The sequence below is a fragment of the Paenibacillus sp. J22P51 genome (assembly GCF_059692215.1).
Genome location: NZ_JCAUAZ010000005.1, coordinates 203,025 through 224,184 on the forward strand (window position 1 = coordinate 203,025; position 21,160 = coordinate 224,184).

Consider the following 21,160-nt stretch of genomic DNA (forward strand, 5'->3'; position numbering starts at 1 on the left):
TCCCTCGTTTACATGCTATAACTTCCAACGTATAGCATTCCACGATCATAGGAGATATCCCTTTATTTTTCGCTTTATTCACCGTACCAGTAAAACAATCGCAGCCGCTCACTCATCGAATTCGAGTCAAAGGAGACATGCTCGCCTTGTCCAAAGACTTTAACCGATTTGCCCGTAGGTGCTTTATACTTGTTCACAGGTTGAATCCAACTGGAAACGGCCATCAAGACCTGATATAAAATAACCGTCAAAGCCACGAAAACCAAAATATACTGCAAGCGAACAATTAATTTCCGATAAGAAAAAATCATAGTCCTGCCTCCATGTCTATTCCATGTCTTAGGAACAGAATATGAGGCTCGGCCCACGATTATGACAGCTCAATCAATTTGGTATACGACATTCCAAGCGCTTCAGCAACCGCTGGATGGGTGACGCTGCCTTTATACGTGTTAACGCCAAGCTGGAGAGTATAGTTCTCCTCTAAGGCTTGTGTGAAGCCTTTGTTAGCCAGCTCCAACGCATATGGCAAGGTCACATTCGTCAACGCCAGCGTCGAGGTTCGAGGTACAGCGCCTGGCATGTTTGCCACCGCATAATGAAGTACACCGAATTTCTCATACGTAGGTTCACTATGTGTCGTGACACGATCAATCGTTTCAATGGATCCCCCTTGATCGACGGCAACATCCACAATGACCGCTCCCGGTTTCATACTCTGAACCATGGCAGCCGTTACTAATCGCGGTGCTCTAGCTCCAGGTATAAGTACCGCGCCAATCAGCAGGTCTGCCTTCTGGACTGCGCTCGCGATATTATACGGATTGGACATTAAGGTACGGAGATGTCCTCCGAAAATGTCATCCAAGGCTCGCATACGGTCTGCACTGCGCTCGATGATCACGACGTTCGCGCCAAGACCAAGCGCCATTTTGGCTGCGTTCGTGCCTACAATACCGCCGCCTAGAATGATGACATCTGCCGGTGGAACGCCTGGAACACCGCCAAGAAGTATACCGCGGCCGCCATAAAATTTCTCTAGATAATGCGCTCCAATCTGCACAGACATCCGGCCAGCTACTTCGCTCATTGGTGTCAACAAGGGTAGTGAGCCATTCGGCAATTGGATCGTCTCATAGGCAATCCCTGTTACTCTCTTCTCTAATAACTGTGCCGCCAAATCACCGGCCGCAGCTAAGTGCAAATACGTAAACAGAATCTGATCTTCTTTGAAATACCCATACTCGGCAGGCAAAGGCTCTTTCACCTTCATGATCATATCGCTTTGTGCCCATACATCCTCAGCACGTGCAATAATGGTGGCACCTTCTTGTTTATAATCCTCGTCTGAAAAGCCACTACCAATGCCCGCTCCAGCTTCCACTAACACACGATGACCAGACATTTGCAGCATCCCTGCACCACCTGGGGTTAACGCGACGCGATTTTCATTGTTCTTGATTTCTTTAGGAACACCAACGACTAGACTTGGTTTCGACACAATCGCCACCTTCTTCCTTTGGTTCATTCGTCTATAATGTACCCAGACTCCCTTGCCAATTATGTGACGGGTTGCAAACACCTTTCTACTAGTTAGCATATGTGAAAAACACAAAAATGCCTGTATGCACCTTGCTTGCATACAGGCATTTTCATAATTAATACAGCGCCTTTACAGAAGCTGTTAGTGGGATTTCTCCAATGAGTCCGGTTTCCCTCGTTCGGTACAGCGATAGCATATGCCTTGAAAATCAAGTCGATGATCTAGTACTTGGAAATGAAATTCAGCCTCTAACCGTTCTTCGAAAGGTCCGAGCCAATCTTCCATAATTTCATCTACGGCTCCGCATTGCACGCAAATTAAATGATGGTGATGATGACGTGAGTTGTCGTCACGTAAATCATATCGGGCAACACCGTCGCCAAAATTCATTTTTTCCAAAACATGCAGCTCACTCAGAAGCTCTAAAGTACGGTATACAGTTGCTAGACCGATTTCTGGAGCTTTATCCTTCACAAGCATAAACACATCTTCAGCACTGAGATGATCTTGTTCATTCTCCAACAGGACGCGAACTGTCGCTTCCCGTTGAGGCGTAAGCTTGTACCCTTGGGATTGCAGTTGTTGTTTAATTTTCTCGATCCTTGCTTCCATATGCCTCCCCCTCAGAAAGGTGGGCATCCTAGCCCATTTTTAGCCACTCTTTTCATTATAGGGGGAGCGAACTTACAAAGTCAAACAGAATCACAATTCATTTCATTACCCATAAACCCCCACCAGCATTGGGGTTACCCATTTCATCATGTATTGAGAGAAGTAACCTTCTAATAACGCGGCCGCTAATAGGAAGCCCCCCATCGCTAGCGTGATGGTTGTATATCTCATGAAAGGCTGGTAAATGTTCCCACTACGACTCATAATTCTATACTTGATCATATAGATAGAGAATGACATCGCGGCCACGCTGCAAAATAATATCGCTGGAATCACAATTAAATTCTGCGGAACAACAGCCACAAGCGCAAAGAGCATTCCTTTCCACGACATTTGACCCACAAGGTATCCGACCGTGAAGCCGATCAGCACCCCTTTAAGAAAATCCAATACTAAGATCAAAGGCAAACCAATAATCGACAAGCCAAATAGCCAGATCAATAGAATCCACTTCATATGCATGCCAAATGCTTGCGAGAACGATTGTTGACTATCAATCTCAACACCATTGTTAATTTCATGAAAGAAACTGCCTAAATGGCGAGTCATTTCGGTCCTCTGTTCCAAGGAAAGAGCATTTACCATAACAGCACCGAAAACAACACCAATAACAAAGAGCACAGCGACGAATATAAATAACGGCAAATTATCCTTCATATATTGTTTCATCGTTAAGTTCCTATTCACACTCGCCACTCCCTTCTTTGTACAACCTCTACAAAGACAAGCTTATGTGCGAAAGGAAGAAACTATGATTGATTTTTCACTTTGCCATACTTTCCTCCGCCTCCAACTTCAAGTGTTAAAGTCCCTTCACGAGCTTTCACAATATACATAGCAATTTCTTCGCCTACGATTGTCCTCAGCTCTTCCGGAGTCGCACGATGTAAAACATGCATTTCTGTTCCGAACTGACGCAGGAGAAGCTCCAGCTTCTTTGGTCCTAACCCAGGAATATATTCTAGGGGGACTTGAAAATGGTACGGCGGTCGATGCGTCGGTTGATAGGACGTCTCGCGATCTGCGATTGCCATGATGCGATCCATCACACCACGTACAATTTTGGGACTGCCGCAATTCACGCAGCGCTCTACAGCTGTATCTCCATCGTCTAGTACCGCCTCACACACGCTGCAATAAGTACGATGATACTTGCCTAATCGCGAATTCAAACCATAGTTGGCTGAAACACCCCGTCCTTCACGGCGCTGAAGCGCTTTGACCAGCTCCTCGAAGTTCGGAGCAGCAAGCCGCATTTGGTTGTATTCACGGCCAATTTTCGCTAAGGAATGCGCATCTGAATTCGTCACGTATGTGAAATCATCCAGCTCCGATATATATCCGGCCATGTCTGAATCGGCACTTAAACCAAGTTCAACTGCTGGGATGGTCTCCACATCCAGCAAATCGTTCATACAGCTCGCAGCACTGCCGTAAACGCTTTTGTGCGGTGTAAAGATGTGCGCAGGGATAAGAATGCCTCCTCTGCCCAGCACCTCCTCCTGAAGCGAACGTGCAGGCACATAGATGCGCTGAGAGCTTAACTCCACATTTTTCATATGCTTGCTCATCCAAATCGTAAATTCCTGCATAACTTGCAGCGACGGCATATATGCGAGTACATGAGCAGGACCCATGCCAGGGTCTTTCACTTCGATTTCACTGCCTAGGATGATAGATGTGTCTCGGTAGCGAATTCCGCCTCCCTCGAGCTCCACCATGTCTCCCTTATCCAAATACATCATAATCTCCTCTTGAACAGAGGGAGAATGCGTATCGATGATGGAGATCATCTCCATCCCTTTACGGTTTGCAGCCTCATGAGCAATGTTGAAAAATGTGAGATTATTAGCTGCGCTGATTTTAACCGCTTGCCCCTTCTCCGTACGGCCAATGTGAATATGGAGATCTACATAATAATCCTTTAGCATCTAGATCTGCCCAGTTAACTTGTATAGCTGCCACGCATAAACAGCCATGATCGTCTTGGCATCACTGATCCGTCCTTCACGCATATATTGCTGCGCTTGCGTAAGCGTAATGGCTTCACAGTCTAGGAATTCATCCTCATCGGGGTTCGCTGTACCCTTCACCAAATCCTCCGCAATATAAAGGTGGATAATCTCATCTGCAAAGCCTGGCGAAGTATAAAAAGAGCTTACCAATCGAACGTTATCCGACCGATATCCCGTCTCTTCTTCAAGTTCCCGTAAAGCCGCGTTTAACGGCTCCTCACCGCTGTCTAACTTACCCGCAGGAATTTCTACCTGACTCTTCTCTAGCGGCTTACGGTACTGCTCTACGACGATCATTTTGTCATCAATAAGTGGTATTACCGCTACTGCACCTGGATGCTTAACGATCTCGCGGGAGGCTGTTCCGCCATTCGGCAAGGTCACTTGATCCACCTGCAGGGAAATAATTTTACCCTTAAAAATCATCTCACTGCTCGTCGTCACTTCTTCAAATTTCTTATGTACTGTCATCTGGGCACCTCATCCTCGTTAAGTTGGTCTAACTTGTCCACTTCCAGCATATCGTTCATTATATCAAATATTTTCATGAGAGAGGGTCTCCACTATGAAGAGCTATGTGAGTGATAAGCAAATTCGACTTGTAGGCAAAGCCTGGGAAGTCAAATATCAGCTTGAGCAAATGCTTCAGCAAGGCGATCCTACTGTCACCTTAGTTGATTATCTAAATGGCTTGTACATATCTCAGAAATCACATTCACCTGGACATTCACATAGACTTCGAATTATCCATTCTTAAACAAAACGAAAACCGATTAGCCGCGCCATCAGGCGGACGAATCGGTTTTTTTTATTGTTCAGATCTTAACCCTTCGCTGCTTCTTTCACAAGTGCAACAACCAGTTCTGCTGTTTTGACGAGATCGCTAATCGCGATACGCTCTTTGACCGTATGGATCTCTAAATAACCAACGGCCAAATTCACGGTAGGAATGCCCATTCCGTTGAAAATATTGGCGTCACTTCCGCCACCGGAGTGGAAGGTTTTTGCTGTTAGCCCTATCGTACTCATCGCACGCGATGTTAATTGAACCACCGGTGCTGAATCATCATGCATGTAGGAAGCATATACGATGTCGGCATTGAACTCACAAGTCGTTCCAGCTTCCGCAGCAGCGGATTCACATGCCTGTTTCATCGCTGCAATTTGCGCTTCCAGCTTGTGCTGAACGATACTGCGCGCTTCGGCTTCCATCTTCACTTTATCGCAGACCACGTTAAGCGGTCCCACACCAGAAAAGCTTCCGATGTTCGCAGTCGTTTCATTGTCGATTCTGCCTAAGGACATGCGCGAAACCGCTTTGCTTGCAACTTGGATGGCACTGATGCCATCTTCCGGATTAACACCCGCATGAGCTGATTTGCCATGGAAAATGATTTCGATCTCCGCACGACCCGGTGCTGCTGTAGCGATATCGCCAAGATTTCCGTTGGAATCCAGCGCGAAGCCATATGCCGCTTCCATGCTGCTGCGCTCCATTGCGCGTGCGCCTTTCAAGCCACTTTCTTCTCCCGCTGTAATGACGAATTGAATGCGGCCATGCGGGATGTTTTGCTCTTTGAGGACTCGAATCCCTTCGAGCATCGCTGCAATGCCTGCTTTATCATCGCTGCCAAGGATCGTTGTACCATCCGAGCGAATGTAGCCATCTTCACCGATTTGCGGCTTGATCCCATTCCCAGGAGCAACCGTATCCATATGTGATGTGAAGAAAATAGTAGGGATTGCAGGATTCGCGTCTGTCGCTTCTAATGTGCAGATCAGGTTGCCTGCGCCGTGGCCGCTTTTGGCCATCGACTCATCCTCAACAACCTTTAAGCCCAGGTGGCTGAATTTTTCTTTAAGAACAACACAAATGTCTTGCTCAAATCGAGTTTCACTATCCACCTGAACTAGGGAGATGAACTCTTGGATTAAACGATCTTGTTGAATCATGTACTTTCCTCCGATACACACTTTGAGTTACAATATAACGGTACAAGCTTGGACGAAAAAGGAGTGAATCCCGTGCTACAGAATAAAAAATGGTTTAAAGTCGTTATTTACATTATGCTCATCGTGATGCTGTTATCCAGTTTATTGTTTACTGCCGGATTATTTTTCACATCATAAGAAATTAGTAAATTTTAGTATCCGCGTTGTAGCTTTCTAAATTTTCTTTCACTCTTTGTAGGAACCTTCCACAGATCACACCATCGAGAATCCGGTGATCCAACGATAAGCAAAGGTTAACCATGGAACGCACCGCTATCATATCTTGAATCACGACAGGCTTCTTCACGATTGATTCGAACGTCACAATCGCCGCTTGCGGGTAGTTAATGATTGGGTACGACAGAATCGAACCGAAGGAGCCTGTATTATTTACGGTAAATGTCCCGCCAACCATATCATTCAGCGATAATTTCCCCGCACGTGTCTTCTTCGTCAACTCATCAATTTCCCTTGCGAGTCCAGCGATATTTTTCTGATCGGCCTTCTTAATAACCGGTGTCATAACGGAATCTTCCGTTCCAACGGACAAGGAAATATTAATATCCCGTTTCACGATAATTTTATCTACTGCCCAAACGGAGTTAATGATTGGATAATCTTTGATTGCGTTGACAACTGCTTTCAGCATAAACGCCAAGTAGGTTAGGTTAATGCCCTCGCGGCGCATGAACTCGTCCTTCACTTTGTTACGCAAGACAACCAGATTGGTCACATCGACTTCAATCATGGTCCAAGCATGCGGAATTTCAGTAACGCTTTGACGCATCTTCGTGGCAATCGCATTACGCATAGGCGTTACGTCTATGAAATGCTCATTACGAGCATCCAGGTTGTGACCTTCCGCTTCAATCAGCGGTGTTTGTGGACTCGCCGATAAATGGATTCCAGAGCTGCGAACAGGCTGACTCGCTGGTTCTTCAGCTACGACAGCTGCTGCTGGCGGTACCGTCGCTTGTACGGCCGCTGGTGCTGCATTAGCACCTCCGGATGCGATAAAGGTCTCTACATCCTTACGGGTAATGCGTCCGCCAAGACCTGTCCCAGCTACGCTTGCCAAATCTACACGGTTATCTTGGGCAAGTCTGTGAACCGCTGGTGAGAAGCGGCCACGCATGCTTTGATCTGAGTCATCGGAATCAGACGACGTTATTGGGGCAGCGATAGGTGTCGCTGCAGCGTCTGCCGAAGAGCCCGCAGGCTCTTCAATGACGCAAATCGCTTCGCCAACGGCCGCTGTTTCGCCGTCGCCGACAATAATTCTGATAAGTCTACCTTCAATAGGGCTAGGCATTTCTGTATTTACTTTCTCTGTGAACATCTCACAAAGAACGTCATATTGTTCAATATAATCGCCTGGCTTCTTTAGCCATTTGCCGATTGTAGCCGAAACGAGACTTTCCGCCAAATGCGGAACAGTAACCTCGGTGAGGCGGCCGGTTGTGTTCATACAAGTACCTCCTAATTTCGGAAAAGATCACTCGAAAAGATCAATGGATAAGAACTCTATTTTAGAATAAAGCTAGCTGACGCATGGCTTCCTTCAGCTTATCAGCATTCAGTAGGAAAAACTTCTCCATCGGTGGATTGCTGCCTACCGCAGGGACATCAGGACCGCATAGTCTCGCAATTGGTGCATCCAATTCAAACAGCATCTCTTCCGCGATGATTGCAGATACTTCCGCACCTACCCCACCTGTTTTATTATCCTCATGGGTAATGAGTACTTTGCCTGTTTTTCTCGCAGCTTCTAGAATTGCTTCGCGATCAAGAGGTTGCAAGGTCCGCAAATCAAGTACGTGTGCAGAGATGCCTTCCTTCGCCAATTCCTCCGCAGCTTGAAGTACATAATTCACAACCATGCCATACGCGATGACCGTAATATCCGTCCCTTGACGCTTCACATCCGCTTTGCCGATAGGCACGATATAATCCTCTTCCGGAACTTCAGCGGACAAAGCGAGGTAGCATTTCTTATGCTCAAAATAAAGCACAGGATCCCCATCGCGTATTGCCGCTTTCAATAGACCTTTGGCATCATACGGATTCGATGGTGCTACAATCTTCAGACCTGGCGTGCCGAAGAATACCGATTCTGGACACTGTGAATGGTACAAGGCACCTGCGCCAGTTGCGCCGTAAGGGGCACGAATGACAATCGGGCAGCTCCAGTCATTATTCGAACGATAGCGAATTTTCGCTGCTTCGCTTAGAATTTGATTCGTTGCCGGGAAGATGAAGTCGGCAAATTGAATTTCAGCGATCGGCTTCATGCCATACATCGCCGCGCCGATGGCTACGCCCACGATTGCCGATTCGGCAAGAGGCGTATCCAACACACGTTCTTCGCCAAATAGATCGCGAAGTCCCTTGGTCGTGTTGAGAACGCCGCCTTTTCCTACGTCCTCACCTAGGACGAATACATTGTCGTCCTGTTGCATTTCCTCCTGCATCGCAGAGCGAATTGCTTCCAAATACGTAATAACTGCCATATTTATTTGCCATCTCCTTCCGCATAAACATGAAGAAGCGTATCTTCTGGCTTCGGATAAGGGGCCAGATCAGCATACTTCGTAGCTTCATTGATTTCTTGCTTCTGACGTTCCTGCAATTCTTTATCTTTGTCCTCGCTCCATATCTCACATGCGATTAAATATTCTTTGAATTTCAAAATGCCATCTTTCTGACGGTTCTCTTCGACCTCTTCCTTCGTCCGGTAGAGCATGTCATCATCCGAGGTGGAATGAGGCATGAGTCGATAAGACATCATCTCGATCAACGTCGGGCCTTCGCCGCAAACAGCTCTCTCTCTCGCTTCTTTGGTAACGCGATACATTTCCAACACATCGCTGCCATCTACTTGAATACCTGGGAAGCCATAGCCAATGGCGCGGTCGGCTATTTTGCCCGCTACCTGCTTATGTAGTGGCACCGAAATCGCATACTGATTATTTTCGCAGACGAAAATAACCGGCAGCTTATGTACACCCGCGAAATTACAACCTTCATGGAAATCCCCTTGATTGCTGGAGCCTTCTCCGAAGGAGACGAACGTAACGAAATCTTGTTTTTTCATTTTCGCGGCTAACGCAAACCCAGTTGCATGCGGAACTTGCGTAGTCACCGGCGAAGAACCAGTTACGATATGATTTTTGCGATCACCGAAATGACCAGCCATTTGTCTGCCGCCGCTATTCACGTCTTCTGCTTTACAGAAAACGGCAAGCATGAGATCTCTAACGGTCATACCAACCGAAAGGACAAAAGCATAATCACGATAATAGGGTAAGAAATAATCCTTCTTTGTTTGCATCGCGAAAGCCATACCAACTTGACCCGCATATTGCCCCATTCCTGAAACATGGAAAGGAATCTTACCTGCGCGTTGAAGCATGAATGCACGCTCATCATATTTAGCTGCAAGACTCATGACCGTATACATACGTACGGCTTCATCATCAGATAATCCTAAACTTCTGTGCTTATATAGCTGACCAATGGACATGGAGGTTGCCTCCTTAGTGAGATTATAATGGCTACTAAAACTTATTACCTGGTCCTAGTACTTGACTCTATAAGCATATTATAAACGCAAACGTTTATGATTACAATTTTTATCCGCTAATTGCTATACCATCAACGGCTAACATAGCTTCACCTAATGCTTCCGAAAGCGTAGGGTGCGGGTGGATCGTCTGTCCAACCTCCCAAGGCGTCGCATTCAACACCTGAGCCAACGCCGCCTCTGTGATACTGTTCGTTACTTGAGGACCAATCATGTGAACCCCAAGAATATCATTCGTATCTTTATCAGCAATGACCTTCACGAAGCCATCCGAATCTCCATAAACTAGAGCTTTCCCTATTCCTTTGAAACTAAATTTGCCAACTTTCACTTGATGACCTTTTTCAATCGCTTGCTGCTGGGTCCAACCAACACTGGCAATTTCAGGTCTTGTATACGTGCATTTGGAGACAAGGTGCGTCTGAAGCTCATCTGGCTGATGTCCAGCAATGTGCTCCGCTGCTACAATGCCTTCGTGGCCTGCCATATGCGCCAGCATGAGTCCGCCAATCACATCGCCAACCGCATAAATATGTGATTCCGTCGTCTGCATAAAGCGATTGACGCGAATTGCACCTTTGTCGATTTTGACATCCGTATTCTCAAGTCCCATGGCTTCAACATTCGCCACGCGGCCTACCGAAACAAGAACTCGTTCCGCGGATAGCTCCTGCACCACACCCTGCCTGTCCACTTGCATGGTGACCATGCCATCAGACACTTTCACGGTCTCCGGTAACAACTTCGTGCCTGTCTCCAGCTTAATGCCGCGTTTCTTGAATAAACGCTCCAACTCCTTGGAAACATCCTCGTCTTCTAGGCTGACTAGACGCTTATCAACTTCTACGACCGTTACATCTACGCCAAAATCACTCAGCATTGATGCCCATTCAACGCCAATGACGCCTCCGCCAACGATGATAATGGACTTCGGCAGGCTTTCCATCCTTAACGCATCTTCACTTGTGATGATGGAGGTGCCGTCAATTTCTAAGCCAGGCAAGCTGCGTGGTCTAGAGCCCGTTGCGATGATTAAATTACTCGATAGAAGTGTTTCGATATCACCATCTTCCTTCTCAACAGAAACAGCACCGCTGCGTGGCGAGAAAATCGAAGGTCCGATAATACGCCCATTCCCATGGTGAATCGTAATCTTATTCTTTTTCATCAGGAACTGAAGTCCTTGATGTAATTGATCAACAATTCGTTGCTTCCGGCCTAGAACCTGATCAAAATTCAACGAGATCGATTGTGCAGTAATGCCATAATCCTCACTATGCTTCATCGTGGCATACACTTCAGCACTCCGCAGTAATGCTTTACTCGGTATGCAGCCTTGATGTAAACAAGTACCGCCCATTTTATCTCGTTCGACGATTGCCACGGTTTTACCTAGCTGTGCAGCCCTAATAGCAGCGGTATAGCCACCGATTCCTCCACCTAATACTACGACATCATATTTATGTTCACTCATGTATATAAGCCTCCTATTGAAACAATTACTTGTTATATGTATACGTGCGTCTCTATTATATTACCCTTTTTTGGTATCGAAGTCATAGTCTTATTTGTGAATTAGACACGTTAGCAGATTCAGAGTATGATGTAGAAAATACATGTTTGATGTCACGTAAGGAGTCACTATGAAAGCAACCTTTTATCGTTTTATTGCCATTCTACTTCTCGTTATTCCCGGAATTACAGCAACTTATGGTTTTCTCGCGATGAAAGATGCCTTTTTCGCTCAATTCGATACGACTACCAATAGTGGCATGTTATGGGGGAAATTCTTCCTTGGCTTGATTTTGTTTCTGCTCGGTGTTGCCTTTATTGGCGGCTGGACCTTTTTCAGAGACCGTAAGCGGAACTATCTCGCTCCCAGATTCAAACCTAAACGCAACAAATAGACCGGACACTGCGTCCGGTCTTTTTTTTGACTTCAACCCTCAGCTCGCTCCAACAAGCTTCCACACAACATGCGCCGCGCGCTTCAATATCCAATGAAGTTGGAACAAACTTAGCCCGATAAATACACTCGAGAGAAGTAAAGTAGAAACCGCTTCTTTTCCCCATTGAGTTGATTGAACAGTCAAGGCTTGTAAACTTTTGATATCCACGAGCTTTTCACCGACTTTCATCCGCACAAGCAGCGTGCTCCCCATATCCTCACAGCCTTTGGCTAGAAACTCACTCATATGCGATTGTACGCCAACTGTAATTAGCCATTCTCCGCCTTTTTCATAAGCAAGCAATAAAGCAGCATCTTCACTGTTACCAATGCAAGATAAAACATGTGTATCGTAACTGAAGGGTGAAAGTACTTCGTTACCTTCTTGATGGCGTGGATAGGTATGGATAATTATTTCCGCACCACTCTGCCATATTCGATTGGAAATTTGATTGGCTTCCCCTACGACAATATCCGGAAGATAACCCTCAGCAAGCAGCGCATCCGCCCCCTCGCCAACTCCTAGTAAAATTGGCTTAAACGCGGTAATAACCCCCTTCGCTGCTCGTAGGTCCTTCTTATTACCTTTCCCTGCAGAAACCACCAAGATGTGTCTACCTTCTAATTGGGTACGCAGCGTTAAATGAGGTAAAGGCTCTCTGACGGCATGCTTTTCTTGCATTGCAAAAGTTAATGTGTGTTCAATGAATGACTCCCACCGTTCAGATACCTGCTCATTCGCTGCCCGTTGTGCAGACAACCAGTCTTCACGAGTAAAGATTTTACTTGGAACAGACTGACCAGACACTTGGATCGTATCCTGATAAATAATCATTTCAGTATCAGGTAAGAAGCTTTCGATATGACCAGCTTCTAGTTCACATATCAGGATATGATGCTGTAAAAGTAAGAGAGGTCCTTGCGTGGGGATGACACCAGACATGACTTGCCCACAGTGTACGACAGCCCTTACCCTTCGGTCGATAAGCTCCTGCACATGTTCTTCATTGAGGTCATCTTGTGTGAGCACAACAACACGACTTACCGGAAGTTGTTGAAAGGATTCAAATGTTGACGCTATGGCAATTTTCCCTTTGCAGAGCGGGTTTGGTTTCGCGGCAAATAATGATAAAGAAGACCAATTCAAGGTAAGACACCTGACTTTCCTAACGTCGTCTCATGGCCTACCTAATTTACCCGATCCCACAAAATTCTATGTATATTTTCAGCTGTGAATGGCAAGCATTGGTTTATATTCTTAAAGAAAGGAGAGGAATTATCTATGGAGCTAAACATGAGCGCAGATGAAGTGTTAGGCCAAATTGTGCAGCTTCACAGCACAGGGGAGTCACTTGCCAAAAAAAATGTGAAGAAGCTGCATCCTGATCTAATGAAAAACGCCCTGTATTACTACCCAAGTTGGGAACATGCTTTGCAGAAGACAGGAGTCAATACCGTTGTTCACTAAACATACATAGGTTGAAATACTGATGCTCCGTAGGGTATATCCTTGCGGAGCCGTTTTATGACGATGATGTAACAACGCTTCTATTAGCCCTCGTCGATCACTTCCCACTCCACTTGAACCATACGATCAACCCAAGTTCGAATTTTCACTTCGATCGCTTGTTCGATCTCTTCGTCCGTCATTTCACCTAACTTATACTCTGCAATTTCGAGCACATCCGTCTTCTTCGTTTCGCCATCTACCGCTAATTGTATTTGTATGCGCAAGCTGACCACCCTTTTTGATTAATAAAAAAAAACTTTCCATTGCCTCTTCCCAATCACCTGATAAAATAGACATAAGAACTTAAATTGAAATGAGGGAATCCACATGTCACGATCTCAAGCTCAAAAATTGCGTCAACGTTGTATACGTGAAGGAAAATTGGATCCAGTCATGAACCGATTACACTGGCAAGGGATGAATCCCGTAACCAAAACAACACCTACACGAATAGAACTTCAAAACAAACAACAAAATAAACACAAATCAAGGAATTTGAACCATACTCTACATGGCGATAATTCCTTTTCTATTCTTGAACATCGCGAATGGTAATGCCCTGTTGACCTGCGTAATAAATCATTTCTTCTTTCTCCGATGGGCGAAAGCTATATTTGCAATCAAAGCCATTAAAGAATAGCTGCCAACGCCTGACAACCCCCTGATCATCCACTTCTAGCTCCGCTACATATAAAGAATCAGGTTCATCCTCGAACTGCAGACCAATGTGTATAAGTGTCTGACCCTCTGATATTTCCTGTTCACAATAGTCCATGATCATGTCTAGATGACCTCCTATTGAATAAAATCTTTTTTATTTATATAATATACTAATGCAACTGAGCAAACAAAGAGAAAAGCATGTTAATTTATGAATTTGCGATGTAGTACGTTTTGCTGAGCAAACTCTTAGGAGGAAATACATATGGCCTACGATCCGCAGGTAGTTGATGCAACAATAGTAAGTGATAATAAAAAGAATGGTCTATTCGAAGTCGTTGTTTCTTTGAAAGACCGCAACAAATGTCGTCTTTTCTTCGAAAGAGACGCTGAAACAGGCATTGGTCGCGTAACCGATTTGAACCGATTGATGAAAGAGCCTTGCCCAATTTGCCGCAAAGATTATCTTTGCAATTGTCTTGATCGCTACAAGCACTCCATTGCTGATCAAGCATTATCGTTCATTAAGTAAAACATAAAACCATGACGAAACCCCTGAGCCAATCGGCTGAGGGGTTTCATTGTTGTATGGCAATGCTATATGAGCGGTCCGCAATTATTCATAAATTGCTCGATAAAGCCCTTCTAGTAAGCTCTGATAACTCCTCTGATCATACGTAATCTCTGCAAAGGAGACATGAATGACCTTGTTGCTGGTCTTCACAATAAAGAAGCTATCTGTGCTATGTTCTGCATCAATGTAGGTATAACACTCCAACTGAGTGCTGCCTGTTTGCTTGCGTAGAAATGCCGTTGCTTCCTCACTCGCATTTGCGAACTTCGGCATATCGCCCACCTCCCAACCACAATTCACATATAGACACGGTGTATTCACAAAACTATTTAGTCTTAATAGGCTTTCATTATGCTGCTGCAGCTTTCTTCCTCTTGAGCGCGACATAACCACCCAGGAGTGCCACAGGTACGATGGCTACAAGCCCAATTAACTCATACCATAAAGGAATGACGTCATCTGTTAATAAGGAATCAAATCCAATCCCTGCCCCGATAACGCCAATAATCGCTGCATTAAAAAGCTCCGCACGCTTGGCCACCTTAGCTGTAAAATAACTGCCTAGAAACGTACAGAACAAGCCCATGACTAGAAATACAAGCAGCAGTGCTACGCTCGAATATATCGCATTTACATCTTGATCCTGCACCGGACCGCTCCCAAAATATAAACTGCCAATCAAAGCTGATGATAACATCGTCCCGATATTATCGATCGCTATTCCCAGCACAACGGCCAGAAATTGAAATTTGCGCACACTTTTTTGTTCCGACATAGACTCTTCTTCTCTCCTGATCACTTCTGTCTATTAACCTCATCCATAATACCATGTGAGAACCCTTGTAGCCAGTTTAGCTCAAGTTAACGCTGAACCCACCAATCCGCTTTTGGATAGCTCACCACATCCGAACCCTTCAAAATAAGGGTTTGGCCGATTAGCGGCGTTACCATCGTTACCCCTTTCGCCTCAGCAGCCTTCGCGGCACGTGCAACAGGATCATTCCAATCATGGATAGCTAACGTGAAGGCTCCCCAATGGATGGGCAGCATGACCTTCCCTCTCAAATCGAGATGCGCTTGAACGGTTTCTTCCGGCATCATATGGATATCCGCCCAACGCTCATCATATTGCCCGCATTCCATCAATGTCAGGTCGAACGGTCCGTATTTATTACCAATTTGCTTAAAATGAGGCGTATACCCGCTGTCACCGCTGAAAAAGACGCTGGACTGCGTTCCCTTGATCACCCAAGAGCACCACAAGGTTGCTCCACGATCATTAACACTTCGCCCCGAGAAATGATTAGCAGGCGTGCAGGCGAGCCGCAGTCCTTCATAAGTCAGCTCCTCCCACCAATCGTGCTCCTCAATCTTGGCTGCTGGTACTCCCCAGCGGATTAAGTGAGCGCCAACGCCAAGCGGCACAATGAACCTATTCACTTTGTGCTTTATTTTCATAATCGAGCCATAATCCAAATGATCATAATGATCGTGAGATAAAATAACGGCATCTATTCGCGGGAGCTCTTCGATCTCAAATGGGATTCCGCCGCTGTATCTGTTTTTACCCAACCATGGGAATGGAGAAGGTGATCTCCCGAACATCGGATCAAGCAGCAAGGCTTTTCCATCAATCGTAAGCAAGCTCGCTGAGTGCCCAAACCACGTAACGCTTGTGGCTTCATTTACCCTAAATTGAGGCTTCTCCATTGGTAAAAGAGCTGCTGGACGTCGATAAGGACTTCCCTTGATCATATCTCGCAAAATCCCTAGCGTAGTTGTGAAGCTCATATTCATCATCGTTGGAACTGGATTTTCGAACTTGTCCTTCGCATATTGTGGAGATTCCGTAAACCGAAGCATCTCAGCCTTGGCAGGCTTTCGACCGAATACCGGATACACATTCATAAACAGATAATAGACACCAACCACAACCACAACAATTACTAACGTAAGTAACATCCTCTAATTGCCTCCATACTAATTCTAATCTGCCTACACGATCTCACCATAGAAAGAATAAGCTACGTTGTAATAACGTAACTACTTATCCCCTGGTTCCAAGTTTTCAAGATGATCCTCTTCTTCCACAAAATTATTTCAGCGGACAGGGACATTAGCACAATCAGTCGTTTCGCCCAAACATTCCTCAGAAATAGTCATAAGCTATCTCGAAACACAAACCAAATATCCATTGGAGGTTGATTCGAATGAGTTGTGGAACTGGGTATGGTACTTCTGCAGCAGCTGTATTGGTACTTTTCATCTTATTGGTTATTATCACTAGCGCATTTGTTTGGTAATTCAAAACTAATACAGAAGGACTACCTAGACTGTCTAGGTAGTCTTTCTGCTTCCAACGCCATTCATGCGGATCCCGAAAATAAGAAAAGGACGCTCAGCGTGAGCGTCCTTAATTATATCTGTTTTACAAAGATACTAACCCTCTCAAGAAACCTTATGTTCGATACGCAGTTTGTCCGCAACCATCGCGATAAACTCTGAGTTTGTCGGTTTCGACTTGGAAATGTTAATGGTGTATCCGAATATGAAGCTGATGCTGTCGATGTTGCCGCGCGTCCATGCGACTTCAATCGCGTGGCGAATTGCACGTTCAACGCGGCTAGGCGTTGTTTTGTACTTCTCGGCAATGGCAGGGTAGAGCGTTTTGGTGATCGCGCCAAGGATCTCGATGTTATTATAAACCATCGTAATGGCTTCGCGCAGATATTGATAGCCTTTAATATGAGCAGGTACGCCAATTTCATGAATGATACTTGTGATATTAGCATCCAAATTCTTACCCTTTGGCATATGCACAACATTCGCACGCGGCGTTGAGGTTGTGGTAGTTGTGGATGGATTGCCAGCTAGCTGACGAATACGGTTCGTAAGGGTTTCCATATCAAATGGTTTTAATATGTAATAGGAAGCACCTAACTGCACTGCTTTTTGCGTAATATTTTCTTGGCCGAATGCCGTAAGCATAATAATTTTGGGCTGTGAAGGAAGATTCATTTCACGCATTTTTTCCAGAACACCGAGCCCATCAAGATGAGGCATAATAATATCTAAAATGAGAACATCGGGTAGCTCACGCTGTTGCTCCAGAAAACGAAGGACTTCATTACCATTGTACGCAACACCCATAATTTCCATATCCTCTTGCTCACCAATGAACTCTGATAATAAATGGGTGAATTCTCGATTATCGTCGGCAAGTAATACCTGAATTTTTTGCAACTGAACTTCCTCCTTTAGCTACTAAAACAAGATGGGATTTTTCTCTCTTATGTAAAGCTATTCGACAGCTCTTTTTAAAATCCTTCTGTCGAATATTATTTTTCTTTTCTTTTGTTTGACTTTCTTATATAATAAAATATTTATCTTCTGATTCCAACATTATTCGACACGAAGTCACTAAACTCGCTATCTTTCTGTAAAATGAGATTAAAAAGAAATAAAGAACTAAAGGCATTAACTCACCTTTAGTTCTTTGTTGGTGTTTCCTGATTTAGGACGAAGGATGATTCCGGAGTCCTGCAGCATCCATTCTATGAAGCAGCCATAGCCGCTAGTCGGATCATTCACAAACACATGGGTGACCGCTCCGATCAATTTTCCATTTTGGATAATTGGACTGCCGCTCATCCCCTGAACAATGCCACCCGTTTTATCTAATAAACGTGGATCCGTGATTTTGATAACCATACCTTTGGTACCCGGAACGTCTTGTTTGGATACATGAACGACTTGGATATCAAACTTTTCCACCTTCTGCCCTTCAAGCACTGTATAAATTTGCGCTGGACCTTCTTTCACTTCTTCTGCGAAAGCAACTGGAATCGCTTCTTTATCTAAACTGTGATCAGGAGCTCCATACATTTTACCGAATATACCGAAGGCCGTGTTACGTTCAATATTACCGATAACTTTACTGTCTTTGTAAAGAGTAGCATGCTTCTCGCCCGGATCGCCATTATGACTTTTGGAAATGGACGTCACATTCGAATATACGATATCGCCATCGCCTACAACAATCGGTGTTTGAGTGTCCATATCGGTTATGACATGTCCAAGAGCCCCATAGACGCCCTGATCTGGTGCGTAGAAGGTTAATGTGCCAACACCTGCCGCGGAATCGCGAATGTACAGCCCTAAGCGGTAAGACTTATCTACGATGTCATAGACAGGCTGCAGCTTTACAACAAGCTCTTGATTATTTCGTAAAATTTGCAGAACAAGCGGATTCTTGCTTTCGCCTGATTTAGCCACTAGCTCCGCTACCTTGCTAACATCCTTTGAATCCTTGCCATTGATTTTCATAATTAAATCGCCGACTTGTATTTTGGCTTCTTCCCCAGGTGAAACTTTTTGCTCTGAGGCAACTGTCACCAAATGATGACCTACTACCAAAATACCGGCTGACTTAATTTTCACACCGATCGTTTGGCCCCCTGGGATCACTTTTAAATCAGGTACGACATTCACTTTGACGGTCTTGATCGGAATGGCCCCGAACAACTTGAGCTTCATTTCCGTTTGTCCGGAATGATCGGATTGCAAAGAAATGGGTTCGTTTAAATTAACTTGAAATGAGTGCTCGGCGTTGCCATTTACCTTCACAATATCCGTATCCTTGACCGTGACCTGGGCACTGACCGGCATCGTTAACTGAAGCTGCTTCCCTTGCCCGCTGAACAATCGGAGTTCTTGTGGAAAGGAGGCAAAGCTCTGAAAAGGCGGGGACACACTGACCAAGCAAACGAAGAAGACGAGCAAGAGTCCGAACAATCTTTTTCTTTTGTTGGATTGCACTATCAACACGCTCCTTCAAAATTCCTTGAGCCCTGACGATCAACTCGTCAATTGCGTACCTATAAGTTAACCCCAGTCCCCCTCTTTTATAACTGTAAATGATGACTATCTATACATTCATGCCCTTGCTTTCTTATTTTTTGCCATGGTAAGCATTTCTCCCGCATGATGCAGCGTTGTTTCTGTTACTTCTACACCACCAAGCATCCTCGCAAGCTCTTCAATCCGGCCAGCATCTGGCATATCTTGAACCCGCGTGAAAGTGCGTTCGTGATCCACTTCTTTCCGAATATAGAAATGAACATCAGCAAAGCTGGCAACCTGTGGTAAATGAGTAATGGAGAATACTTGACAGCTCTGCGAAAGAACGGACATTTTCTCAGCAATAGCTTGCGCCGCGCGCCCGCTAACCCCCGTATCCACCTCATCGAATACAAGTACAGGAATTTGATCAATACGTGCAAAAATAGCTTTCATTGCGAGCATAATACGAGAGAGCTCTCCGCCCGAGGCAATTTTACTGAGTCCACGCAACGGTTCTCCTGGGTTAGGTGCCATGAGAAACTCAACTTGATCAATTCCTTGTCTGGAAAAGCGCACCTTGTTCCCATCAACCTCTACGCCACGATCGTCGATAATATGGGCAATTTGCACGCGGAACTGTGTTCGTTCCATTTGAAGATCACGCAATTCGTGTTCAATTTGAGCAGAGAGATCACTAGCAATGCCTTTACGTAGGTTGGATAGATCCAATGCATGTACACCGACTTGTTTCTCAGCATGAATAAGCTTGTCCTCTAATTTACGAATAATTTCATCTTTATTTTCAATCGTATCGACTTCATTTTTGATCTTCTCTAGATAGCTTAGGATCTCTTTAATATTCTCTCCATATTTACGACGAAGAGACGTGATGGTATCTAATCGTTGTTCAATATAATCTAACCGGGACGAATTGAATTCGATGCCATCGCGGTAATCCCTAATCTGGTAAGCGGCATCTTCCAACTGATAAAAGGCCGATTGGGCTTGTTCCAGAAGAGGACTCAAATTCGTCGGATCTAGCTGCACAATATCCTGCAGGCGTGAGACAGCTTTGCCCGCAGCATCAAGTCCTCGATTCGTTGCATAGAGAAAATCATAGGCTTCGGACGAGTTTTGATACAGCTTCTCCGCATTAGCTAGCTTCCGTTTTTCCTCAGCTAAAGTCTCATCTTCACCGATTTTGAGCTTAGCTGACGATATTTCGTCGATTTGAAAACGATACAGATCTAACATTTGCAACGCCTGCTTGCTTGTCTCTTGCAGATCGTTAAGTTCCTTCTGGAGCTTCATATACTGATCATAGCTTGCTTGATACGCTGACTTCGCTGACTCAATCTCGGCATCTCCAAATAAATCAAGCGAGTGAATATGCTCGTCCACATGTAGAAGTGATTGATGCTCATGTTGACCATGAATATTTACGAGCCACTCCCCTGTTTTACGCAGCATCGTCATGTTCACAAGCTGACCATTAATCCGACTTGAGCTTTTGCCCGTAGCCGTAATTTCTCGACGAATAATGAGATGCTCGGAAGCATCTGCCTCAATCCCAAGCTCTGTAAGCGTATGCCAAACCGGATGAGAAGCTGGTAAATCAAACATCGCTTCAATCTCCGCTTTATCCGCACCATAGCGAACCAATTCCGATGATCCTCTACCGCCGACAATCAGTGTTAACGCATCTATGATGATCGATTTCCCAGCACCAGTTTCCCCTGTTAGAACGTGAAAGCCTGCTTTAAATCGAATATGCACATGTTCAATAACAGCTAAATTACGAATCGAAAGCTCTGTAAGCAT

At 45.1% G+C, this 21,160-nt stretch carries 27 protein-coding genes; 7 read left to right on the plus strand and 20 right to left on the minus strand.

The window, feature by feature from the left end:
- Positions 1–74: 74 nt before the first annotated feature.
- The 6 genes from AC58QC_RS13900 to AC58QC_RS13925 form a co-directional block, all read right to left on the minus strand.
- Positions 75–311, minus strand: coding sequence for a DUF4227 family protein (locus AC58QC_RS13900; protein WP_497415726.1), 237 nt, complete (start codon positions 309–311; stop codon positions 75–77).
- 59 nt (positions 312–370) lie between these two features.
- Complete coding sequence (ald, locus tag AC58QC_RS13905; RefSeq protein ID WP_497415727.1) at positions 371–1,501, minus strand: alanine dehydrogenase; 1,131 nt, start codon at positions 1,499–1,501, stop codon at positions 371–373.
- Positions 1,502–1,684: 183 nt separating this feature from the next.
- Positions 1,685–2,155, minus strand: coding sequence for a ferric iron uptake transcriptional regulator (gene fur / locus AC58QC_RS13910; RefSeq protein ID WP_497415728.1), 471 nt, complete (start codon positions 2,153–2,155; stop codon positions 1,685–1,687).
- A gap of 105 nt (positions 2,156–2,260) precedes the next feature.
- Positions 2,261–2,902: a stage II sporulation protein M gene (spoIIM, locus tag AC58QC_RS13915; protein WP_497415729.1), complete on the minus strand. Its 642-nt coding sequence runs from the start codon at positions 2,900–2,902 to the stop codon at positions 2,261–2,263.
- 62 nt (positions 2,903–2,964) lie between these two features.
- Complete coding sequence (locus AC58QC_RS13920; RefSeq protein WP_497415730.1) at positions 2,965–4,146, minus strand: endonuclease Q family protein; 1,182 nt, start codon at positions 4,144–4,146, stop codon at positions 2,965–2,967.
- Complete coding sequence (locus AC58QC_RS13925) at positions 4,147–4,701, minus strand: NUDIX hydrolase (RefSeq protein WP_497415731.1); 555 nt, start codon at positions 4,699–4,701, stop codon at positions 4,147–4,149.
- Positions 4,702–4,795: 94 nt separating this feature from the next.
- Between AC58QC_RS13925 and mciZ the strand changes: the two genes are divergently transcribed.
- The gene (gene mciZ / locus AC58QC_RS13930; RefSeq protein WP_497415732.1) at positions 4,796–4,987 is read left to right on the plus strand and encodes a Z-ring formation inhibitor MciZ; all 192 of its coding nucleotides are present in this window, start codon (positions 4,796–4,798) and stop codon (positions 4,985–4,987) included.
- Between the two features lie 65 nt (positions 4,988–5,052).
- On the opposite strand, the gene AC58QC_RS13935 is transcribed toward mciZ, so the two are convergent.
- Complete coding sequence (locus AC58QC_RS13935) at positions 5,053–6,183, minus strand: M20/M25/M40 family metallo-hydrolase (protein WP_497415733.1); 1,131 nt, start codon at positions 6,181–6,183, stop codon at positions 5,053–5,055.
- Positions 6,184–6,255: 72 nt separating this feature from the next.
- Between AC58QC_RS13935 and prli42 the strand changes: the two genes are divergently transcribed.
- Positions 6,256–6,360 (plus strand): stressosome-associated protein Prli42, encoded by a 105-nt coding sequence (gene prli42, locus AC58QC_RS13940; RefSeq protein WP_157276701.1) that lies wholly within the window; start codon positions 6,256–6,258, stop codon positions 6,358–6,360.
- A 4-nt stretch (positions 6,361–6,364) separates the two neighbouring features.
- Here prli42 and AC58QC_RS13945 read toward each other — a convergent pair whose 3' ends face one another.
- The 4 genes from AC58QC_RS13945 to lpdA all read right to left on the minus strand — a co-directional run bounded on the left by AC58QC_RS13945 (position 6,365) and on the right by lpdA (position 11,279).
- Positions 6,365–7,690, minus strand: a complete 1,326-nt coding sequence (locus AC58QC_RS13945) for a dihydrolipoamide acetyltransferase family protein (RefSeq protein WP_497415734.1) — start codon at positions 7,688–7,690, stop codon at positions 6,365–6,367.
- A 61-nt stretch (positions 7,691–7,751) separates the two neighbouring features.
- Complete coding sequence (locus AC58QC_RS13950) at positions 7,752–8,732, minus strand: alpha-ketoacid dehydrogenase subunit beta (RefSeq protein ID WP_497415735.1); 981 nt, start codon at positions 8,730–8,732, stop codon at positions 7,752–7,754.
- A gap of 2 nt (positions 8,733–8,734) precedes the next feature.
- Positions 8,735–9,745 carry a thiamine pyrophosphate-dependent dehydrogenase E1 component subunit alpha gene (locus AC58QC_RS13955; RefSeq protein WP_497415736.1) on the minus strand — a complete coding sequence of 337 codons (1,011 nt, stop codon included), beginning with the start codon at positions 9,743–9,745 and terminating at the stop codon, positions 8,735–8,737.
- Between the two features lie 109 nt (positions 9,746–9,854).
- Positions 9,855–11,279 (minus strand): dihydrolipoyl dehydrogenase, encoded by a 1,425-nt coding sequence (gene lpdA, locus AC58QC_RS13960; RefSeq protein WP_497415737.1) that lies wholly within the window; start codon positions 11,277–11,279, stop codon positions 9,855–9,857.
- 169 nt (positions 11,280–11,448) lie between these two features.
- On the opposite strand from lpdA, the gene AC58QC_RS13965 reads away from it, so the two are divergent.
- On the plus strand, positions 11,449–11,712 hold the full coding sequence (locus AC58QC_RS13965) for a DUF2627 domain-containing protein (RefSeq protein WP_497415738.1): 264 nt from the start codon (positions 11,449–11,451) through the stop codon (positions 11,710–11,712).
- 39 nt (positions 11,713–11,751) lie between these two features.
- Here the strand turns inward: AC58QC_RS13965 and steA are convergent, their stop codons facing one another.
- Positions 11,752–12,900 carry a putative cytokinetic ring protein SteA gene (steA, locus tag AC58QC_RS13970; protein WP_497415739.1) on the minus strand — a complete coding sequence of 383 codons (1,149 nt, stop codon included), beginning with the start codon at positions 12,898–12,900 and terminating at the stop codon, positions 11,752–11,754.
- A 135-nt stretch (positions 12,901–13,035) separates the two neighbouring features.
- Between steA and AC58QC_RS13975 the strand changes: the two genes are divergently transcribed.
- A complete protein-coding gene (locus AC58QC_RS13975) occupies positions 13,036–13,221 on the plus strand; it encodes a hypothetical protein (RefSeq protein ID WP_497415740.1) in 186 nt (61 codons plus the stop codon).
- An 83-nt stretch (positions 13,222–13,304) separates the two neighbouring features.
- Here the strand turns inward: AC58QC_RS13975 and AC58QC_RS13980 are convergent, their stop codons facing one another.
- Complete coding sequence (locus AC58QC_RS13980; protein WP_497415741.1) at positions 13,305–13,487, minus strand: hypothetical protein; 183 nt, start codon at positions 13,485–13,487, stop codon at positions 13,305–13,307.
- A gap of 103 nt (positions 13,488–13,590) precedes the next feature.
- Between AC58QC_RS13980 and brfA the strand changes: the two genes are divergently transcribed.
- Complete coding sequence (brfA, locus tag AC58QC_RS13985) at positions 13,591–13,818, plus strand: ribosome rescue factor BrfA (protein WP_497415742.1); 228 nt, start codon at positions 13,591–13,593, stop codon at positions 13,816–13,818.
- On the opposite strand, the gene AC58QC_RS13990 is transcribed toward brfA, so the two are convergent.
- Positions 13,793–14,044, minus strand: coding sequence for a hypothetical protein (locus AC58QC_RS13990; protein ID WP_497415743.1), 252 nt, complete (start codon positions 14,042–14,044; stop codon positions 13,793–13,795). The genes brfA and AC58QC_RS13990 overlap by 26 nt on opposite strands.
- 144 nt (positions 14,045–14,188) lie before the next feature.
- Here AC58QC_RS13990 and AC58QC_RS13995 point away from each other — a divergent pair, with 144 nt between their 5' ends.
- On the plus strand, positions 14,189–14,455 hold the full coding sequence (locus AC58QC_RS13995) for a hypothetical protein (RefSeq protein WP_497257025.1): 267 nt from the start codon (positions 14,189–14,191) through the stop codon (positions 14,453–14,455).
- An 84-nt stretch (positions 14,456–14,539) separates the two neighbouring features.
- Here AC58QC_RS13995 and AC58QC_RS14000 read toward each other — a convergent pair whose 3' ends face one another.
- The 3 genes from AC58QC_RS14000 to AC58QC_RS14010 form a co-directional block, all read right to left on the minus strand.
- The gene (locus tag AC58QC_RS14000; protein WP_497415744.1) at positions 14,540–14,770 is read right to left on the minus strand and encodes a hypothetical protein; all 231 of its coding nucleotides are present in this window, start codon (positions 14,768–14,770) and stop codon (positions 14,540–14,542) included.
- A 76-nt stretch (positions 14,771–14,846) separates the two neighbouring features.
- Positions 14,847–15,272 carry a hypothetical protein gene (locus AC58QC_RS14005; protein ID WP_497415745.1) on the minus strand — a complete coding sequence of 142 codons (426 nt, stop codon included), beginning with the start codon at positions 15,270–15,272 and terminating at the stop codon, positions 14,847–14,849.
- An 86-nt stretch (positions 15,273–15,358) separates the two neighbouring features.
- Positions 15,359–16,360 carry an MBL fold metallo-hydrolase gene (locus AC58QC_RS14010; protein ID WP_497415867.1) on the minus strand — a complete coding sequence of 334 codons (1,002 nt, stop codon included), beginning with the start codon at positions 16,358–16,360 and terminating at the stop codon, positions 15,359–15,361.
- A gap of 347 nt (positions 16,361–16,707) precedes the next feature.
- Between AC58QC_RS14010 and AC58QC_RS14015 the strand changes: the two genes are divergently transcribed.
- Positions 16,708–16,800: a YjcZ family sporulation protein gene (locus AC58QC_RS14015; RefSeq protein WP_082595420.1), complete on the plus strand. Its 93-nt coding sequence runs from the start codon at positions 16,708–16,710 to the stop codon at positions 16,798–16,800.
- A gap of 145 nt (positions 16,801–16,945) precedes the next feature.
- Here the strand turns inward: AC58QC_RS14015 and spo0A are convergent, their stop codons facing one another.
- From spo0A to recN, 3 genes are all read right to left on the minus strand, one after another.
- On the minus strand, positions 16,946–17,740 hold the full coding sequence (spo0A, locus tag AC58QC_RS14020) for a sporulation transcription factor Spo0A (protein WP_497415746.1): 795 nt from the start codon (positions 17,738–17,740) through the stop codon (positions 16,946–16,948).
- Between the two features lie 234 nt (positions 17,741–17,974).
- On the minus strand, positions 17,975–19,315 hold the full coding sequence (spoIVB, locus tag AC58QC_RS14025) for a SpoIVB peptidase (protein ID WP_497415747.1): 1,341 nt from the start codon (positions 19,313–19,315) through the stop codon (positions 17,975–17,977).
- Between the two features lie 117 nt (positions 19,316–19,432).
- Positions 19,433–21,160 (minus strand): DNA repair protein RecN, encoded by a 1,728-nt coding sequence (gene recN / locus AC58QC_RS14030; protein WP_497415748.1) that lies wholly within the window; start codon positions 21,158–21,160, stop codon positions 19,433–19,435.

Bases quoted from the DNA above. Each gene is read 5' to 3' on its own strand.
- AC58QC_RS13900 (WP_497415726.1), bottom strand. From the start codon at position 311: ATGATTTTTTCTTATCGGAAATTAATTGTTCGCTTGCAGTATATTTTG.
- mciZ (WP_497415732.1), top strand. From the start codon at position 4,796: ATGAAGAGCTATGTGAGTGATAAGCAAATTCGACTTGTAGGCAAAGCC.
- AC58QC_RS14015 (WP_082595420.1), top strand. From the start codon at position 16,708: ATGAGTTGTGGAACTGGGTATGGTACTTCTGCAGCAGCTGTATTGGTA.
- AC58QC_RS13955 (WP_497415736.1), bottom strand. From the start codon at position 9,745: ATGTCCATTGGTCAGCTATATAAGCACAGAAGTTTAGGATTATCTGAT.
- AC58QC_RS13995 (WP_497257025.1), top strand. From the start codon at position 14,189: ATGGCCTACGATCCGCAGGTAGTTGATGCAACAATAGTAAGTGATAAT.
- AC58QC_RS13920 (WP_497415730.1), bottom strand. From the start codon at position 4,146: ATGCTAAAGGATTATTATGTAGATCTCCATATTCACATTGGCCGTACG.
- AC58QC_RS13975 (WP_497415740.1), top strand. From the start codon at position 13,036: ATGGAGCTAAACATGAGCGCAGATGAAGTGTTAGGCCAAATTGTGCAG.
- AC58QC_RS13945 (WP_497415734.1), bottom strand. From the start codon at position 7,690: ATGAACACAACCGGCCGCCTCACCGAGGTTACTGTTCCGCATTTGGCG.
- AC58QC_RS13990 (WP_497415743.1), bottom strand. From the start codon at position 14,044: ATGATCATGGACTATTGTGAACAGGAAATATCAGAGGGTCAGACACTT.
- AC58QC_RS13950 (WP_497415735.1), bottom strand. From the start codon at position 8,732: ATGGCAGTTATTACGTATTTGGAAGCAATTCGCTCTGCGATGCAGGAG.
- brfA (WP_497415742.1), top strand. From the start codon at position 13,591: ATGTCACGATCTCAAGCTCAAAAATTGCGTCAACGTTGTATACGTGAA.
- AC58QC_RS14010 (WP_497415867.1), bottom strand. From the start codon at position 16,360: ATGCTTCGGTTTACGGAATCTCCACAATATGCGAAGGACAAGTTCGAA.
- AC58QC_RS14000 (WP_497415744.1), bottom strand. From the start codon at position 14,770: ATGCCGAAGTTCGCAAATGCGAGTGAGGAAGCAACGGCATTTCTACGC.
- recN (WP_497415748.1), bottom strand. From the start codon at position 21,160: ATGCTTACAGAGCTTTCGATTCGTAATTTAGCTGTTATTGAACATGTG.
- lpdA (WP_497415737.1), bottom strand. From the start codon at position 11,279: ATGAGTGAACATAAATATGATGTCGTAGTATTAGGTGGAGGAATCGGT.
- AC58QC_RS13965 (WP_497415738.1), top strand. From the start codon at position 11,449: ATGAAAGCAACCTTTTATCGTTTTATTGCCATTCTACTTCTCGTTATT.
- AC58QC_RS13925 (WP_497415731.1), bottom strand. From the start codon at position 4,701: ATGACAGTACATAAGAAATTTGAAGAAGTGACGACGAGCAGTGAGATG.
- fur (WP_497415728.1), bottom strand. From the start codon at position 2,155: ATGGAAGCAAGGATCGAGAAAATTAAACAACAACTGCAATCCCAAGGG.
- AC58QC_RS13935 (WP_497415733.1), bottom strand. From the start codon at position 6,183: ATGATTCAACAAGATCGTTTAATCCAAGAGTTCATCTCCCTAGTTCAG.
- AC58QC_RS14005 (WP_497415745.1), bottom strand. From the start codon at position 15,272: ATGTCGGAACAAAAAAGTGTGCGCAAATTTCAATTTCTGGCCGTTGTG.